The organism is Sphingobacterium sp. HSC-15S19, assembly GCF_050433745.1.
GTDB classification, from domain to species: domain Bacteria; phylum Bacteroidota; class Bacteroidia; order Sphingobacteriales; family Sphingobacteriaceae; genus Sphingobacterium; species Sphingobacterium siyangense.
On record NZ_JBNPWQ010000014.1, the window covers coordinates 155,188 to 174,013 of the forward strand.

Annotated in this window: 11 protein-coding genes; 7 read left to right on the plus strand and 4 right to left on the minus strand. The window is 39.4% G+C overall.

Going from position 1 to position 18,826, the window contains the following annotated elements:
* The first annotated feature begins 67 nt into the window (after positions 1-67).
* From L1283_RS13560 to L1283_RS13585, 6 genes are all read left to right on the plus strand, one after another.
* Positions 68-3,214, plus strand: a complete 3,147-nt coding sequence (locus L1283_RS13560; protein ID WP_088163120.1) for a SusC/RagA family TonB-linked outer membrane protein — start codon at positions 68-70, stop codon at positions 3,212-3,214.
* Positions 3,215-3,232: 18 nt separating this feature from the next.
* Positions 3,233-4,798 (plus strand): RagB/SusD family nutrient uptake outer membrane protein, encoded by a 1,566-nt coding sequence (locus L1283_RS13565; RefSeq protein ID WP_088163119.1) that lies wholly within the window; start codon positions 3,233-3,235, stop codon positions 4,796-4,798.
* A 515-nt stretch (positions 4,799-5,313) separates the two neighbouring features.
* Entirely contained in the window at positions 5,314-8,358 is a 3,045-nt protein-coding gene (locus tag L1283_RS13570; protein ID WP_088163118.1) for a SusC/RagA family TonB-linked outer membrane protein, read from the plus strand.
* Between the two features lie 12 nt (positions 8,359-8,370).
* Complete coding sequence (locus L1283_RS13575) at positions 8,371-10,002, plus strand: RagB/SusD family nutrient uptake outer membrane protein (protein ID WP_088163117.1); 1,632 nt, start codon at positions 8,371-8,373, stop codon at positions 10,000-10,002.
* 55 nt (positions 10,003-10,057) lie between these two features.
* Positions 10,058-11,224, plus strand: coding sequence for a glycoside hydrolase family 76 protein (locus tag L1283_RS13580; RefSeq protein WP_088163116.1), 1,167 nt, complete (start codon positions 10,058-10,060; stop codon positions 11,222-11,224).
* Positions 11,225-11,368: 144 nt separating this feature from the next.
* Positions 11,369-11,776 (plus strand): alkaline phosphatase, encoded by a 408-nt coding sequence (locus L1283_RS13585; protein ID WP_429626264.1) that lies wholly within the window; start codon positions 11,369-11,371, stop codon positions 11,774-11,776.
* A gap of 69 nt (positions 11,777-11,845) precedes the next feature.
* Here L1283_RS13585 and nrdF read toward each other — a convergent pair whose 3' ends face one another.
* From nrdF to L1283_RS13605, 4 genes are all read right to left on the minus strand, one after another.
* Positions 11,846-12,832 (minus strand): class 1b ribonucleoside-diphosphate reductase subunit beta, encoded by a 987-nt coding sequence (nrdF, locus tag L1283_RS13590; protein ID WP_070570180.1) that lies wholly within the window; start codon positions 12,830-12,832, stop codon positions 11,846-11,848.
* A 132-nt stretch (positions 12,833-12,964) separates the two neighbouring features.
* Positions 12,965-15,070, minus strand: a complete 2,106-nt coding sequence (gene nrdE, locus L1283_RS13595) for a class 1b ribonucleoside-diphosphate reductase subunit alpha (protein WP_120335019.1) — start codon at positions 15,068-15,070, stop codon at positions 12,965-12,967.
* Positions 15,030-15,437, minus strand: a complete 408-nt coding sequence (gene nrdI / locus L1283_RS13600) for a class Ib ribonucleoside-diphosphate reductase assembly flavoprotein NrdI (protein WP_088163114.1) — start codon at positions 15,435-15,437, stop codon at positions 15,030-15,032. The genes nrdE and nrdI overlap by 41 nt, the downstream gene beginning before the upstream one ends.
* Positions 15,438-15,471: 34 nt before the next feature.
* Entirely contained in the window at positions 15,472-15,705 is a 234-nt protein-coding gene (locus L1283_RS13605; protein WP_046673718.1) for a thioredoxin family protein, read from the minus strand.
* 462 nt (positions 15,706-16,167) lie between these two features.
* On the opposite strand from L1283_RS13605, the gene L1283_RS13610 reads away from it, so the two are divergent.
* Entirely contained in the window at positions 16,168-18,570 is a 2,403-nt protein-coding gene (locus tag L1283_RS13610; RefSeq protein WP_429626265.1) for a prolyl oligopeptidase family serine peptidase, read from the plus strand.
* Positions 18,571-18,826: the final 256 nt, after the last annotated feature.

Here is an 18,826-nt window from a genome sequence, read left to right on the forward strand (position 1 = left end):
TAAATTAAACTAGACGTTCTAAGCATCTTTTTGCTAAAACGTTTTTATAAACCAAATCACTATTAATATGAGCAAAGTTGACGTAAAATCACTTGCGCAGCTTGGGAAAAAATCAAAGTTATTTTTCTCATTGGCTGTCATTGCTGGTACTTTCCAACAAGTCAATGCCGCTGTCGGAACTTCAGCCAATTACGATGGAAAATCCTTCGTAAAAGAAGTAAACCATGTGCAGCAGCAAGTTAAAGGAAAAGTATTGGATGCTGCTGGAAAACCAATTTCAGGAGTTAACATCGCCGTTAAAGGTACTTCAAAGGGTACACAATCTGATGCTTTGGGTAATTTTACATTGGATGCTAAATCGGGGGATGTATTGGTGGTTTCTTCCATTGGTTACAAAGCCAAAGAAGTCACTGTTTCTGGTGCAACTGTTTCTGTACAATTGGATGATGATCAGAGCCAATTGGACGAAGTTGTCGTTGTGGGTTATGGTACCATGCGTAAATCTGATGTAACAGGTTCCATTGCTATGGTTAAAGGAGCCGACATGATCAAAGATCAGAACTTTAGTCCCTTGGATAACTTAAGAGGTAAGGCTTCGGGGGTTAATATCTTTTCTAACTCGAGCCAACCTGGTGCTTATGCGAACCGTGTGGTCATTCGTGGTGTGGCCACAATCAATTCATCATCCAATCCACTGTATGTCGTGGATGGGGTTGTGATGGAAGACTTTCAGTTGTTAAATCCGAATGATATCGAGAATATCGAGGTATTGAAAGACGCATCTTCGGCAGCGATCTACGGTGCACGTGGTGCAAATGGGGTTATCTTAGTAACGACAAAACGCGGAAATAAAGATGGATCCAGAACAATTAACTATCAAGGTTCAGCTGGTGTAAGCTCTGTTCAACGGTATATGGATTTATTGAATGGACAGGAATGGGTAGATGCCTTTATGATCGGCCTGGAAAATGAAAATAAGTATCAGGGCAAATCCTGGTCCTTGGATAAAAAGACCTGGTTTAATGATCCCAACTATTTTGATGCTAATGGTAACCCTTTGTATAATACAGATTGGCAGCGTGAAGCAACGCGTACAGCCATTTCACATAATCATCAGTTAAGTGTACAACAAGGCGATGATAAATCATCTGTTGGGGCTTTCTTAAATTATACCGATCAACAAGGTGTAATGAATAATACCTGGAATAAACGGGTAAATGCAAAAATGGCCTATGATGCTAAACCGACTTCTTGGCTGTCTACAGCGATTAATTTAACCGTTAACCATACTTGGGGACGTTATACACCAGAAGATGGTGGCGGACAGGAGGCACGTCGTACCATGATTGAAATGCTTCCTTGGTATCCTGTGTACGATAAAAATGGACAATATACATTTTCATCATCTTCGACTGTTTCGGACAAATTAGGGTTTGAAGGAATGGCTAATCCAGTGTCTATCCTAGATTTGCAAAAGAGGATGCGTTATAATACACAGATATTTGGTAATGCGGCACTAACATTTCATCTGGCCGATGGTTTGGATCTTAAGACACAATTGGGGATAGATAATCATAAAAAAGCGTATAAAGGATATTCTTCCATTACCTTGAATAATATCTCAAGACCAAATGGCTGGGCTGAAATGAACAATACCAATACCCTATATTGGCAAGAAGAGACTTATCTGACCTATAATAAGCAGTTTGATAAACACCGCATTAATGCTATGGCAGGTTTATCCTGGCAAGAAAGAACTTACGACTTCAATAGTTCTAGAACCGAAGGCTTTTTCGACGATGCTTATGAATACAATAATATGGGAATTGGAATTACACCATCGACACCAGGGTCTAGCTGGAACAAATGGGCTATGAATTCCTATTTCTTAAGAGCAGCTTACTCCTATAACGATCGTTACTCGGCGACAATTACAGGACGTTATGATGGATCATCCAAATTCGGTAAGAATAATAAATATGCTTTCTTCCCATCTGCTGGTTTCGCATGGAATGTGTCGAATGAGGACTTTTTGAAAGACAATACCACCGTTAGCAATTTAAAGGTCCATACAAGTTACGGATTAACAGGTAACTCGGAGATTGATCCGTACAGGTCCCTGGCAATTGTTGATGCCGGAACGATATTGCTAAACAATTCAAGAGCTCCATATTCCTTTGTGAATTCTATTTCGAATCCAAATTTGAAATGGGAAAAAACCGCTCAGGTTGATGCTGGAGTTGAATTGGGCTTATTTCAAAATCGTTTAAATTTTGATGTGTCTTTCTATCATAAGAAAACGACCGACTTGCTACTGGATGCGCCAATTCCAACCGCATCAGGATTCAGTACAGTGATGAAAAATATCGGATCTGTGCAAAATCAGGGTTTAGATATTATGATTAAAGGAACGATTATCAATAAAGAAGACTTTAGCTGGAATGCTTCACTTAATGCCAATTACAATAAAAATAAGGTGTTGAAATTAGGTGAGAACAATGCCGATATTCAGATGAATAGCTGGGTAGGTGGTGCTAATAGTGTTATCCGTGTTGGTGAGAACTTAAATAGTTTTTATGGTTACCGAAGATTGGGGGTATATACTCAAGCTGATGTCGATGCCGGAAATGCTACGCTAAGTCAAATCGGACGTGCAAAAAGAACGACTGAGAAAGAGATTATCGGTAAAGGATTGCCCGATTGGACAGGCAGTTTTATCAACAATTTAAAATATAAGAATTTTGATTTTACCTTGGACCTGCAGTTTGTTAAAGGCGTGGATGTCATGCAACAATTCTTCCATTCAACGTATGACCGTTTCGGTATTACCAATGGTTTGAAAAATATCTTGACCGATGCGTACAATGGCTCAAATCCAAATACGATGGAACAAGCTATTTACTTGACCAATAATGGACATGCCGGACAAGATACCAATGTGGATGATGCTTGGGTAGCTGATGGTTCGTATTTACGGGTTAACTTAATTCAGTTGGGATATACGTTCAATCCAGAAGCATTGCAACGTATCGGTCTAAAACGTGTTAGAATATACGCAAATGCAAATAATCCGTTTTTATTCACTGCAAAAGAATTTTTAGGATACGATCCTGAAAGTACTTCACAGGGAGAGAGTAAGTTTGGCCAAAATATGACATTTTTCTCTTACCCAAGAGCAAAAACCTTTTCATTGGGTCTGAACGTAACATTTTAAAAATTAGAAAATAAGGAAATGAAAAATAAATTTTTTATGTTGTTAATGCTTGGATTAAGTCTTACAACATCATGTAATAAATTTTTGGAAGAGGATCCGCAGTCTAATTTGTCCCTAGACGGGTATTACGAGAATCCGGCACAAGCACAAGCTACGGTAAACTCATTATATAGAAGAGGTGCTCCACAACGTTATTCGGTTGCAGGAAGCGCTTATATTGGACCAGCAGCTTCGGTGAATACCATGTTGACAGGCTATTTTACCAATAGCTATGAGGGGCAGGAACGAGTATGTTTATTTGCTAGACAGTTAACTAGACAGCAAAATACAAACCTGATCACCGGCTCAATGAACACCATTTGGGATGAAAGTTATAAAGCAATTAATATTGCAAACGCCGGAATAAAATATATTCCTACTATCTCATTTGTTTCCCAAGATCAGCAAAAATCTTTATTAGCAGAAGCGAAGTTTTTTAGAGCCTATAACTACTTTTATCTGGTTAAGACGTTTGGTGCCATTCCGCTCAGCACAACGCCTGTTGAAACATTAGAAGATAATCTCTATCTAGAAAGAACAGAGGTTGCGAAAGTGTATCAGTTAATCGAGACTGATCTTAAAGAAGCTGTACAAGATTTACCTGCTAAAACGTTTGCTGATAATGGACATCGAATTACAAAATATGTAGCGGCCATGACATTGGCTAATGTTTATTTACAAGAAGGCAAGTATAGTGAAGCTGCAGAGATGGCAAAAATTGTTGTCAATTCTGCTCATAAAATGACTGAAAATGTCGATCTTAAAATGAGTAGCGCTTATAATAAATTGCGTACAACGGATGATTTAAGTGAAGTGATTTATGCACAGGAATATGACGCAACAATTAGCACAAGCAGCTGGTGGACAACGTATGCATTTAGTTCTTCGGCAACATCCGTGTTTGATAAATATTCGATATTTGAACGTGTTTTTGGGCCTACAAAGCAATTTTTAAATGTCTACGATACGAAAGACCTGCGGATTCAACCAAATCAGTTTTTCCATTGGAAATATACAAACCCTGTGAACAACAAGACCTGGGAATCTACGGAAGCCGGCATCTGGTATTATTTTGATGAGCAAGCAACTACTGTTACTGGTCGAGGAACCAAAGACTGGAACTTCTACCGTTATCCTGAGGCCTTGCTTATAGCTGCAGAAGGAATCGCTAAAACATCTGGTGTGAGTGCCGAGGCTGCAGGTTATTTAGCTCAGGTAAAAGCACGGGCAAATACCGAAGGAAAATCAGTTGCTGCTTATACAACCGAATTGCAAACATTATCAGCAGATAATTTCGTGAAAGAATGCTGGAAAGAGCGTCTCCGCGAGTTCCCATTGGAATTTAAAATGTGGGACGATATTGTTAGAACTAAAATGTTCCCTGTAATTTCAACGACTGAGGCTGGTAAAGTCGATTTCGTGCCATTGATTGGAGCTAAGAACGGATCTGGTGCAACATTCAAAGAAACAGATTTATTATGGCCAATTTCTCCTGATGAAATTCAGCGCAATAATAAATTGACACAAAATGCAGGCTATCAATAGTCTTTAAAATCTGAGTTTAAAATGGCCATCAATTGATGGCCATTTTTTTTATAAACAATGGCTAAATCAATCTAGTGACAATAAATGGAGCAATTATTTGTTTAGGTAACATCTATAGCGGCACTGTTTAAAATTTTTAAAAAACCTTTTCCCTTTAAAATTAAAATCCTATCTTGAATCCACAATTAAACACTTAAACTAAAAACAATAACCAAAAAGAGAAAAATCAACAAAACATATAATTTAGATAAAATCACATTCGCTTTTTTTTTCTTCAAATAGCAAAAGCGCTTTTGCTTTGTTTTTTACAATGATTATATGCTGAGTTGTTCCAGCTTAGGTGCATTTTTACGTTTTTTTTTAAAATAAATAATTAATAGACTGCCAGATTTAATCTATTACGATAGAGATGGGGATCAGGTATTCGTATTAATTATTGAAGATGATACTAATTAAACATGATCGTTTAAGCTTATCAAAGCTAAAACGTTTTATAAACCAAAATCACTAATTATATGAGCAGAATCGATTTAGAATCATTTGCCCGCTTAACGAAAAATACCAAGCTGTTTTTTTCGTTGGCTATTATCGCAGGGACGATACATCAGGCAAATGCGCATGTCATCGCCAAGAGGGAAGATCCAAAAGAGACCTTTACCCATAAGGTCGCTAAGTTTCAGGGTTTAATTAAAGGAAAGGTACAGGATGCAAAGACTGGAGAAGGGATCTCCGGTGTTTCGGTTACCGTCAAGGGATCAGCAAAAGGTACAACATCGGATGGCCAAGGTAATTTTGCCCTGCAAGCCAAGATAGGAGATGTCCTGGTCGTGTCGTCCATTGGTTATCGAACAAACGAAGTCAAAGTAATAGGAAATGCCCCGATTGATATTCGACTATCCGCGACAGAAGACCAATTGGAGGAGGTTATTGTTGTCGGTTATGGTACGCAAAAGAAAAGCGAAGTTACCTCAGCTGTAGCTTCTGTAAAAGAGAAGGATTTCAATCAAGGTGGTATGCGCAACCCAATGGATCTGGTGCAAGGTAAAGTTGCCGGGCTAAATGTGACGAGAACCCAGGGCAGTAATCCAAATGCTGGTTCAGATATCCAATTGCGGGGTATGGCCTCCATGAAAGGCGGAAACTCCCCGCTGATTGTCATTGATGGCATTCCTGGTGGAAATCTAGATTTGATCAAGCAAGGAGATATTGAATCCATAGACGTGTTAAAGGACGGATCTGCAGCGGCTATTTATGGGACGCGGGGTAATGGTGGTGTAATTTTAGTAACCACTAAAAAAGGCAAATCTGGAGAACCACGATTTGAATATTATACCTATGGTCAACATGAGTCTGTCGCAAAGAAACCTTCGATGCTGAGTGCGCAGCAATTTAGAGATTATGTGGTCAACGGACAGAATAAACCTGATCTTGACCTTGGCGCTTCAACAGATTTGTATGACGAATTGATCAATAAAGGTAATTTCTCAACATTCCATAATTTTGTTGCCAGCGGTGGTGGCGATAAATCCAACTACCGTGCTTCAATTAACTATGAAAATGCCGAAGGCATTGCTAAACAGAATGGACGTCAGCAATTTGGCGGTCGTGTCAATTTTTCGCAAACTGGATTAAAAGATCGATTGACTTTCTCCGGTAATATTGCTGCCAATTTCAATAAAGCAGATCTTTTGGGTGGAAAAACGGAATATTTCGAACAGGCAATCCAGCGTAATCCAACTGCTCCACTATACAATCCCGATGGAAGTTTTTACCAAACCCAGGGTTATAATAATTTTAATCCGCTGGATCGTATGGCCAACCGTGTAGATCAACGCAATCAGGAAACTTTTTCGGGAGACGCACGTATGAAACTCAAGATTATAGAACCATTGAGCATCTCAGCCTTCGGATCCTATCTTAGAAATAATTGGAACGATCGTCAATATCGTTCGATAAAAGATTGGGACCAACGCCAAAATTCTGAGTATCAGGGTATGGGCTATGCTTGGAAAAGAAATGAGTTGAATTGGTCCAAGACCTTTGAAACAACAATTGATTACAACCAGACATTCAACGACAAGCATAATATAACGGGTTTACTCGGTTACAGTTTTCAATATAATGGTTATGAGCGGTTTGAGATGTCCAATAATGGTTTTACAACAGACGCTTTTCAAGATTGGGACATGGGAAGTGGTACGGCTCTGACAAATACCAAATTGCCAAGACCATCGATGGGCTCATTTAAGGAAGACAATAAATTGATTGCTTTTTTTGGACGGGTAAATTATAATTATGACCAAAAGTATTTTGTGAGTGCAATTCTTCGCCGAGAGGGATCTTCGCGATTTGGTGCTAATCATAAATGGGGTAATTTCCCTGCCATTTCTGCGGGATGGACCATTACAAACGAAGACTTTTTCTCCAATAAAGACCTTGTCAACAATCTGAAGCTCCGTGTGGGGTATGGGGTAACCGGTAATCAGGGCTTCCCAAATTACAATTCGTTGATCTTGTTGGGAACAGGTGGGGTATATCCGCAGGATGGCATCTATTATCAAACGTATGGACCGACACAGAACCCCAATCCCGACTTAAAATGGGAACAAAAAGCCGAATTGAATATCGGGCTCGATTTTGGTTTGTGGAATAACCGACTAACAGGGTCTCTAGATGTCTATAATCGTAAAACCAAAGATTTATTATACCAATATAAGGCGCAACAGCCAGCCTATGTGAGTACAAACATTTGGTACAATGTAGGCGAGGTTTCGAATAAAGGTGTTGAGTTGCAATTGTCTGGAGTTCCAATTCAAAAAGAAGATTTTAAATGGACGGTGGATTTTGCGGGAAGTTATCAAAAGAATAAACTCGTTACCATGTCCAATGATATCTTTAAGAGTAATTGGATGACTTTTGGCGGTCTGCCCTCTCCAGGTAATCTCGGAGATGCCATTCGTCTTGAAGAAGGCGGTGAAATTGGTTCCTTCTATGGAAAACGTTATGCGGGTCTGAATGATGCTGGAGAATGGCTCTTCTATAAAGCTGACGGCTCCAAGGCTACCATTGCGGATATAAATGATAATGATCGCGCCTATATTGGAAATGGTGTTCCCAAATTCAATGCGTCGCTAGGTAACCGGTTTGCCTATAAGGGCTTCGATCTGACCGTATTTTTCAGAGGGAAATTTAAGTATGATATTTTAAATACAGCGGATATGTTCTTTGGTAATCAAAAATGGTTGCCTAATAATGTTTTCGAAAGTGCTTTTACTAAACATGCCGACCTTAAACAGGATCCACAGTATTCGGATTACTACCTTGAGAATGGAAGTTTTGTGAAACTGGATAATATTACATTGGGATATAACTTTAAACTAAAGACTGATTATATCAAAAGTCTATATGTATATGCGACAGGGAGAAATATCGCAACCATGACCAAATATACGGGGATTGATCCAGAGTTGCAGGATACAGGTTTTGAAGCAGGGATTGATTCGCGCAGTTTCTATCCAAGAACAAGATCTTGGACAATTGGTTTGAATGTTGGATTTTAAAATAGTAAGGTTATGAAAAAAACAAATAAATATTTATTCGCCATCCTGAGCACTGTTACCTTAGGTATCTCTTTTAGTTCCTGCACCAAGTTGGATGAGACAGTGTATAGTAAGATCAAGGATGATAATTTTTATAAGAATAAACGGGAGGTTATGCAAGCTGCGCTCCGCCCTTTTACACATATGCAGGCCTGGCTTGCACCTACAGGTGGAAATGGCTTTTATTATCATTCCGAATTAAGTGCCGATCAGGTGGCCTGGCCGCAAAAGGGACGCCATGGATATGACGGTGGAGACCATATCCGGCAGCACTATCATACCTGGACAAGCAATGAAAGCCGAATGCGTGGGGCCTGGGAGTTGATGTGGGGCGGCGTTGGCTATGTCAATAATGCTATTCAGGATATTGAGAAACTTGATATCGCTAAAATTGCGGATCTGACAGAGGATGAACGCACGCAAATACTTGTGCAATTAAAAGTAATGCGGGCATTTCACTACATTAAGATAATGGATCTTTGGGGCAACGTTCCTATCGTGACAAAGGTAGCCGATCCTATTAACCCCGAAACCAAACCGAGAACAGAGGTTTTTGCATTTGTGCAGAAGGAGCTGGAAGAAAATGTGGATAAGTTGCCTAAAACCTCGGCCAGTAATATCGGTCAGGTATCTATGGCTGCGGGTTATGCCATGCTGGCTGAACTCTATCTCAATGCCGAAAAATGGTCGGGTAAGGCAATGAATGATGAATGTATCGCTGCTTGTGATAAGATTATTTCCGGACAGGCTGGCGGCATTGGAGGGGCTCCCAAATTGAGCCCTGATTTGAATGCATTGTTCAGTAATACCAATTCGGCGAATCCGGAATCCTTATTTCAATTTCAATATAGCAGACAGGCGGGGTTTACATTCGATTGGTCGGGATTCTATATGAGTTATGACTATATGAAGGAAGTGCTCAAAGTTGGTTACGGTGGATGGAATGCATTTGTTGTTATCCCTACCGCATTTAATGCCTATGCTGAAAATGACTTGCGGAAGAAAGAATGGTTTTTGTTTGGACCACAATATAAATACGGCACCACTACACCTGTATTGGGAACGGAAGAGTATTCAGGTAAACCGCTGGTGTTTGTCAATTCGATCCGCAGAGAAAGCGAAGGTGATAAAACTTCAGAAGGTGGTATGACAAAAGGAGAAGAGAATTCTGGAGCTCGATTTAATAAATATAAATCAGGTACCTTGGACGATGCCAACTACTGGGAGAATGATTATATTATTTATCGTTTAACGGAGATCTATTTCGATAAAGCTGAAGCACTTATGCGTAAGAATGGTGGAAAAGCCAGTAGTGAGGCTGTGGAGTTGGTCAATGAATCCAGAAAAAGAGCATTTAGTAAGGCTGACTGGCCTATGGCGCAGTATACTGTCGCTACATTGACGCTGGATGAATTACTGGCGGAACGGGGACGTGAATTTATTTTTGAAGGAAAGCGCCGGACAGATCTAATCCGATTCGGAAAATATATATCCGGATCTTGGTGGGATCATAAAGCTACGAACGATAAGAATAAAGAACTATATGCGGTACCGATGGATCAATTGGCAATCAATCCCAATTTAAAACAAAACCCTGGTTATTAATGTTCAGGAATAGTAGATGCCGTATAGGTATCTACTATTCTTTTACCTAAAACACATGAAAAGATATTTTACGTTGTTTCTTTTGAACTTTATTGGTGTAACCTTATTTGCACAGAAAAATAATTTTCAGAACTATGCTATCCAAACTTTAGATAGCATCTATAGCAAGTTTGGAAATACCAAGAATCAGCTCTTGGCTGAAAAATATCCCTTTGATGAAAACTTTAAAGCTGATTATCTGGATAATAATCAACAGGCAGCGCAGCAAAAGAAATATGCTTATCTATGGCCTTTCTCGGGTAGTTTCTCGGCTGTAAATGCCTTGATGGAATTGCCAAAAACAAAAAAGGCATTTCAGTTCATACTTGACAAAAAAGTCCTGGTTGGGCTACAGGAATATAGGGATGAAAGTCGGTCGCCGGTTGGTTATGCTTCTTATTTAAATACAGCTCCTCCCTCGGATCGTTTTTATGACGATAATATCTGGTTGGGTATCGATTTTACCGATAGCTATATCCATACAAAAAAAATAAACTACCTGTCTTCGGCCAAAGAGATCTGGAATTTTGTAAAGAGTGGGGAGGATGATAAACTCGGCGGTGGCATTTATTGGTGTGAACAGAAAAAGGAATCTAAAAATACCTGTTCGAATGCACCAGCAAGTGTATTTGCACTGAAGTTATTTATGGCAACCAATGATAGGTCCTATCTGCAAGAAGGGGAACGTCTTTATGAATGGACAAAAAGAAATCTTCAGGATCCCGAAGATAAGTTATACTGGGACAATATGCAGCTCAATGGAAAGATTGGAAAAGCTAAGTTTTCGTACAACGCCGGACAAATGTTGCAGGCAGCAGCCCTGCTTTATAAGTTAACGAAAAATAAACGGTACCTTGAGGATGCACAACAGCTGGCTGAGGCCTGTCTAGGCTATTTTTTCGAAACGGATGCGAAATTGAATTTCCCAAAATTGAAAAATAGCAATTTGTGGTTTCATGCCGTAATGATGCGTGGTTACATCGAGCTCGCTGCGGTGAATGGCGACCAAAGGTATCTCACCGTTTTTGCGAAAAATCTTGAATTTGCCTGGCAGCATATGCGCGATAAAGATGGACTTTTCAGTCCAGATTGGACCCTGAAAGATCAGCATAAATCGAAATGGCTGCTCGATCAGTGTGCTTTTGTCGAAATGTACGCACGGTTGGCAAAAGCTGGGTATTAAAATCGATGTAAAACGGTATAAGGTTAAGACGCTGAAAATAATTTTTCAGCGTCTTTTTTTTGTTCTGTAACATATTGGTTAGAGAGATTAAATAATGTTTACTTAACATAATAGAAGCTGTAAAATTTCTATTTGAACACCACCGTGGATATCATAAAAAAGGAGAAACCGACGATTACTTTTGTGCATTTCGACCAACCTGATGGCGTAGGCCATAATATCGGGCATAATACACCGGAATACTCTGCCGAACTAAAACAGGTCGACAGACGTATTGGTACCTTGCAGCAAGCTGTAAAAGATGCGGGAATAGCAGACGAAACAATTTTTGTTATTGTTGCGGATCATGGTGGTACCGGAAAAGGACACGGTGGTAAATCGCTGGCCGAGGTGGAGATTCCTTGGGTAATGACCGGACCAGGTGTGCCAAAAGGAAAAGAAATCAAGGAAACTTTGATGATTTATGATATCGCGCCTACGTTAACTTGGTTGCTTGGTGCACCGCTTGATGCCGCTTGGCGCGGACAGGCAATCAAAGCATTCCAACAATAGTTGTTTCCCGTCAAACAAAAAGCCCCAAAGAATTTTCTTTGGGGCTTTTTGTTTGACGAATCGTCAATATTATATATCTACGACCACATCCATTTTGAAGTCGTCATCTTTTAGATGGACAATTTCCGTTGCTTTTTCGTAGTTAGTTGATTTCTTGGAGAAGAAGTCATGTTGTGTCGTTTCAGTATTCAAACCATTCAATACGATTGGGTTGACTTGTTTTACTTCGAAGATCGGATCAAAGCCTAAATTCATCAATGCTTTGTTGGCATTGTAACGAACATATTCTTTTACCTCTGCAGTTAAGCCAACTTCAGTATAGATCTCTTCTGTATATTTCAGCTCATTTTCATACAAATTGTAAAGCAAGGCCAAGAAACGAGCTTTTACCTGATCTTGATTTTTTAATTTTTTGAATTGATCTTGGGCTATTAATCCAACGAATACACCGTGAATGGATTCGTCTGCGATAATTTTCTTAATGATATCGGCAGAAGCAACCATTTCACCTTGTCCACATAACCATAATGGCAAGAAGAATCCAGAATAAAATAAGAATGACTCCAATAATACAGATGCAGCCATCGCCATATAAATCTCCTCGTCCGAAGCATCTTCTTTATCGATTGCGCGGTAGTAGCCATCAATCGTTTCTGCTTTGTATTGAAGATATTTATTTTGTTGAACCCATTCGAAAATGTCGTTTATTTCTGCGGTTGTAGAAACTGTCGTGAAAATAGTGGAATACGATTTTGCGTGGATAGCTTCCATCATACACATATAGGACAATACAGCTTTATTCTGTAATGTATCGATATGATCGATGATTTTAGGCATACCAGTATGGCTTTGAAGGGTATCCAACAAGGTTAATCCTCCTAAAGCTTTTTTATACGCATCTTTCATTTCTGGGCTGATACGTTTCCAGCTATCGATATCTTTTGAAGGAATGTATTCCGTATCAATCCAGAATTGACGGATATTTTGTTCCCAGAACATCAATACATAATCGTTCTCAGGGGTATTCCAGTTGACAGCTTTATATGTTTTACTCATTTTTAGTTTAAAGTATTAGGCATTTATTATCACGTATTTGGATTGTTGATTTTAGATAAGCCAAAAGCCGCCAATGGCGTAGGCAACTTTTGACTTTCTCCCATTATATATCCAAATACTAAAATCTCAAAATTAAGCTGAACAAGAGACACATTCGTCGATGGTCGATTTTCTTGTCCGTGTATAATAAAGGGATTTCAATCCCAATTTATGTGCATAGATATAATATCTAGACAAATCTCTTGTCGAATCCTTTGAGTTTGTATGCAAAATGGTCGATACACCCTGATCAATATGGCGTTGGATAACCGAGATCAATTTTAAGACCTTGAATTGATCCATATCATAAGCCGATTTGAAATAGAAATAATTATCGTTTGTCAAGTATGGCATTGGATAGTAAGTTGTACTATCTCCATATTCACGTACTTCAATGATATCGACGATTGGCATAACTGATGCAGTTGCATTCATGATATACGAAGTCGATTGATTTGGAGCAATAGCCAAGCGGTAAGCATGATAAATACCATGTTCTTTGATTTTCGCTTTTAATTCCAACCAATCTTCTACTGTTGGAATATGTATTCCTTCAAATAACTCCGTTACCTTAGCTGTTTTAGGTATGTAATCGCGGTTTATGTAATTGTTGAAATACGTGCCATCGGCATAGGCTGATTTTTCAAATCCAACAAATGTTTTACCACGTTCTTTGGCAATTTCCATCGATGCTTCCAATGAATAATAGTTCATCATCATAAAGAAGGTATTGGCAAAATCCAGCGCCTCGTTAGATTCATACATGATGAAACTTTTTGCAAGGTAACCATGGAGGTTCATTGCACCTAGCCCTACAGAATGCAACTCCCGGTTTGCTTTTGCAATAGATGGAACCATATCGATATTGGTCACGTCTGTAACGACAGTCAAAGCGCGCATAGCCGTTTTTACGGTCTCTTTGATACGTTTGTTGTCCATTACAGTCGCGATATTTAAGGAGCCTAAGTTACAGGAGATACCATAACGGATCGTGTCCTGTTTGCCATAGATCTCAATATCGGATACTTGAGATACTTGCATGATTTCAGTACACAAGTTCGAGAATTTCACTTGACCGATTTCATTCAATGCATGGACACGGTTGGTGTTCTCTTTGAAGAAAATATAAGGATATCCTGATTCTTTTTGTGTCTGAGCAATTTTAACTAAAAGGTGACGAGCATTGATTTTTTTCTTTTTCACGTTTGGATTCGTGATCAATTCGTCGTACATCTTGTCCATATCCATCTCATCCAAGAATTGTCCATACTCTTGCATCACCGTATGTGGGTAGATCAAATAGCATGGTTCATCTTTTTCTGCCAATTCCATGAATTTATCAGGAACGATGATACCGATAGACAATGATTTGATACGTACTTTCTCGTCAACGTTGATTTTTTTACAATCTAAAAATTCTTCGATGTCAGAGTGGAAAATATTGAGGTATACTGCACCAGCACCCGGACGTTGTCCCAACTGGTTCGCATATGAGAATGTATCTTCCATAATCTTCATGATTGGAAGTACACCGCCGGCACGGCCTTCAACACCTTTGATAGCTTCTCCGCGAGCACGGATTTTAGAGATATTGAACGATACACCACCACCGATAGAAGACAACTTCATTGCGGAATCAACAGCATAACCGATACCATTTAAGTTGTCGCCGATTTCATCCAAGAAACATGATACTAATTCACCCGAGCGTTTCTTTCCTGCATTCAAGAATGTAGGGGTCGCTGGCTGATACTCTTGATTGATCATGATTTCTGCATATTCAATTGCTTTTTGAACACCCTCTTCTCTTGCTAAGAACAAGGAAACAGCAACTACACGGTCTTCATAACGCTCTAAAAACTTCTCGCCAGAATCGTCACGTAAAGCGTAGCTCTGGAAGAATTTGAATGCCGCCATAAAAGATTCGAAACGGAATTTCTTCGCATACACATAGTTGAATACCGTTTCCATTTCTTCAAATGTAAACCATTGGTAAAAGTCAATATAATAGTTGTTTTCTACCAAATAGTCTATTTTTTCTTTTAATGTATAAAAGAACACGGTGTTCTTATTTACATATTCCAAGAAATATGCACGAACCGCTTCCTTATCTTTATGTAAGCTGAATTCGTCATCATGCTTAATCATGATTTCATTATTAAGCAATATCCAGTTTTTTGCTACTTCGTTTGCTACCATCGCAAAAGTTCTTTAAGATGTCAATAAATTGATTAATATCTTCCATTGTTCCGGACAGTTCAAATTTGAACGCCAGTGGAATGTCGAAATCCTGTGAAATGCGATCAGCTGCCAGACCAAAATTCGGTCCCCAGTTGCGGTTGCCACTGGAAGTAACAGAATAGATATTTTTAGCTTCGCGTTTCATGAATTCTTTTGTGTTTTCGGGCACCTGTCCAAAATTTGTGGTGAAAGTGACCAAATGACCAGGGTCTTTTACCATTAAATCGGCGGTAATCTTATGAATTTGCCAACCCGTTATCTGCGCTACTTTATCCATAAAACGTTGTACGTTCCCCGTTCTGGAATCATAATAAATGTGTATCATGTCACTGTTTCATTTTAATGATACGCTGAATTTATTAAAGTGCAATCGCAGCCAATTCCTCTGGTTTAAAGCCAATGATACGGTGTTGAATCTCTTCATTTTCCAACACAATTACCGTAGGAACTGTGCGGATTTTGAATCTTGCGGCCAAGTCTGGTTCATCAAAAGGATTAACCGTTTCATATTGGATACCTTTTTGATCCAAATAAGCCGATACTTGTGCACAAGGAGCACAATCGTTTTTCTCAAATTTGATAATTCTTGCCATGTTTACTTGTTTATTTTTTTATTCCAATCTTTATAGAAAAACTCGGTACGGAGTTAATGGTATCAATTTTAATCGGGGAGACCAGATTTAAGGTGCATCTGGCCATTTAAAATAGACAATTCATCAAAAAGAAAAGTCTGTGTTTTCGATACTTAAAAACTTCGTTGAGTTGCCAATTCTTTCATTAGCTTAACAAATATCTTATATTTTCTTTCGATGCGGTAGTTTGACTTTTCCACATTTTGGGCAAAAGTTTGTCAGAGAATGCGTTTGCTGCAGATTGGTGTTTGTAAGTTATTGATTATCTTAATTTTGTAAATGTGGATAACTTTAAATCAGTAAATTTTACCACTATTTTACAAATGATTTAAGTTTAATTTTACTGTCATAAAAAAGCTACAAAGCTTGCTTTTTTATGAAAATTTTATTACCTTATTTTGCCCTAATTTGAAAAATAAATTTATGAAGAAACTATTCTATGGTCTCTTGCTTCTAGCGTCGCTACAGACGCAAGCGCAGGAAAACATTACCTTTCAAAAACCCTCTACTGAAATTTTGGCCTTAGCCGATTATGTGCGCCCCCCTCAGATAAAGATTTCAAGCGATAGAAATTGGATGTTATTTACGTTCCGGCCTACGTATAAAAGCCTGGCAGACTTAGGCCAGGAAGAAATGAAACTGGCTGGATTGCGGATTAATCCGAAGACGAACATGGAAAGCTCGACAATCTTTTTCGATAAGATTGCCTTGAAAAAAATAGGACAAAATATGGAATTTTCCGACTTCACGGGAATGCCCGAAAAAGCGGCGATGGCCAATTTTGTGTTCTCTCCAGACAATAAGCGTTTGGCATTTAGCAATACAAATGAAAGTGGAACGGCCTTATTTGTCATTGATCTTGCAACGCGAAATGTCAAACAGTTGACAGCTTACAATTTGAATGGAACATTGACAGCACCATTTCAGTGGCTGAGAAATTCTTCCGGTTTAATAATAACAAGCCTGCCAAAGGATAGGGCTGCGCTGTTGGACCCCTCAAAAGATTTGCCGACAGGACCTATTGTCTCAACAAGTGATGGGAAGGTGTCCCAATTGAGGACATACCAAGACCTGCTTAAAAATCCGCAGGACGAAGTGAATTTTGAAACATTGGTGCAATCCAACCTTGAACTTGTAGATCTGGACGGCAAGATTTCTTCCTTTAAAGATAAAGCCATTTATACGGGGATCAGTTTCTCGCCGGATGGTGAGTATGTGATGATCACGACGATCACAAAACCTTATTCCTACGTAGTTCCGGTCTCGTATTTTCCACAGCAGGTTCGAATTTATGACCGATTGGGCAAGGAAATAGCGCTTGTGAATGAGACAGCCTTGACAGAGGTAATGCCGAAAGGTTTTTCGTCGACACGATCGGGAAAACGTGCCTGGCATTGGCGGAGTGATCAGCCAGCTACGTTGGCTTATGTAGAAGCCTTGGATGGCGGGGATGCGAACAAACCTGCGGAGTTTCGTGATGCCTTATATACTTTATCGTACCCTTACAATGGTGCGGGAAAGCTTATTTTTAAAATCAAAGACCGTTATGCTGGTGTAACATGGGGGAATGATAAATATGCATTGATCAATTCGCAATGGTATGATACGAGAAACGCAAAAACTTTTGTGGTGAATCCTTCTTCGGGAGAATCCAAACTGTTGCACGAGCGGAACAGTCAGGACGTCTATAATGATCCGGGAGATGTGTATATGGAAAAAAATAGTTTAGGCACTTATTCGATGTATATAGATAAGGATAAGGTGTTGTTTGTAGGTAAGGGTTTTACTAAAAATGGTGAGTTTCCTTTTGTGGATGAGCTTGATCTGCATTCATTGAAGAAAAAACGCATCTACACTGCTCCAGTATCTGAAATGCAAGAACGTATCGCCCAACTAGTGAACCCTAAAACTGGTGATCTGTTGATTTCGCTTCAGTCAGCATCGATTTATCCGAATTATTTCATGAAAAATATGAAATCGGGGAAACAGGTGACGCTCACCACGTTGGAAAACCCGTTTAAATCGTTGGAAAAAGTTCATAAAGAGATTTTAAAATACAAGCGCAAGGATGGAGTCGAACTTTCCGGAACATTATATTTACCTGCCGGTTATGATTTTACGAAGAAAGAGAAGTTGCCTCTGCTAATGTGGGCTTATCCACGGGAATATAAGGACAAGAATACAGCCGGACAAAGCACGGCCAATCCGAAGGAGTTTACCTTCCCAAGTTATGGCTCTTTTATCTACTGGGTATCGAAGGGCTATGCTGTATTGGATAATGCGGCCTTCCCTATTGTTGGAGAGGGAACAAAAGAACCGAATGATACCTTTATTGAGCAACTTGTGGCAAATGCCGAAGCTGCAATTGATGCGGTAGATCATTTGGGTTACATCGATCGGAAAAAAGTTGCTGTGGGTGGGCATTCCTATGGTGCGTTTATGACAGCACACCTGTTGTCCAATTCAAAATTGTTTGCCGCAGGAATTGCCCGTTCTGGAGCATACAATCGGACCTTAACACCATTTGGTTTTCAGAGTGAACAACGTAACTTTTGGGATGATCCAGCCTTGTATATGACCATGTCTCCATTTGTGAGTGCTGATCGGATGAAAACCCCACTTTTGTTGGTTCACGGCGGAGCCGATAATAATCCCGGAACATTCACCCTGCAGACGGAACGCTATTTCCAGGCCCTGAAGAATTTGGGAGCTCCCGTGCGTATGGTCATTTTACCACGCGAAGCTCATGGATATGTCGCCAAAGAAAATATCTTCCATTTACTTTGGGAGCAGGATCAATTTTTGGAAAAATACCTTAAAAAATAACCGGTCGATTAACTAGAAGCAATAGTGTTAAGGTGTACAAGGATTCAATGTAAAAGAAGGTTTCTAAAAAGTAAAAACAAACCCTCTGAGAATTGAATATTTGAAAAGTACCTGTATAGGGATTCGGTAAAAATTCAATATAAAAGGGGCTATCCAACCTTTGCAGTGCCCCCAAAAAGTTAGACACTTTCTGGGGGCATTTTTTATGAATAAGAAAAAGAAGCACAGCTTTGAATTTAAGCTGAGCTGTGTTAAA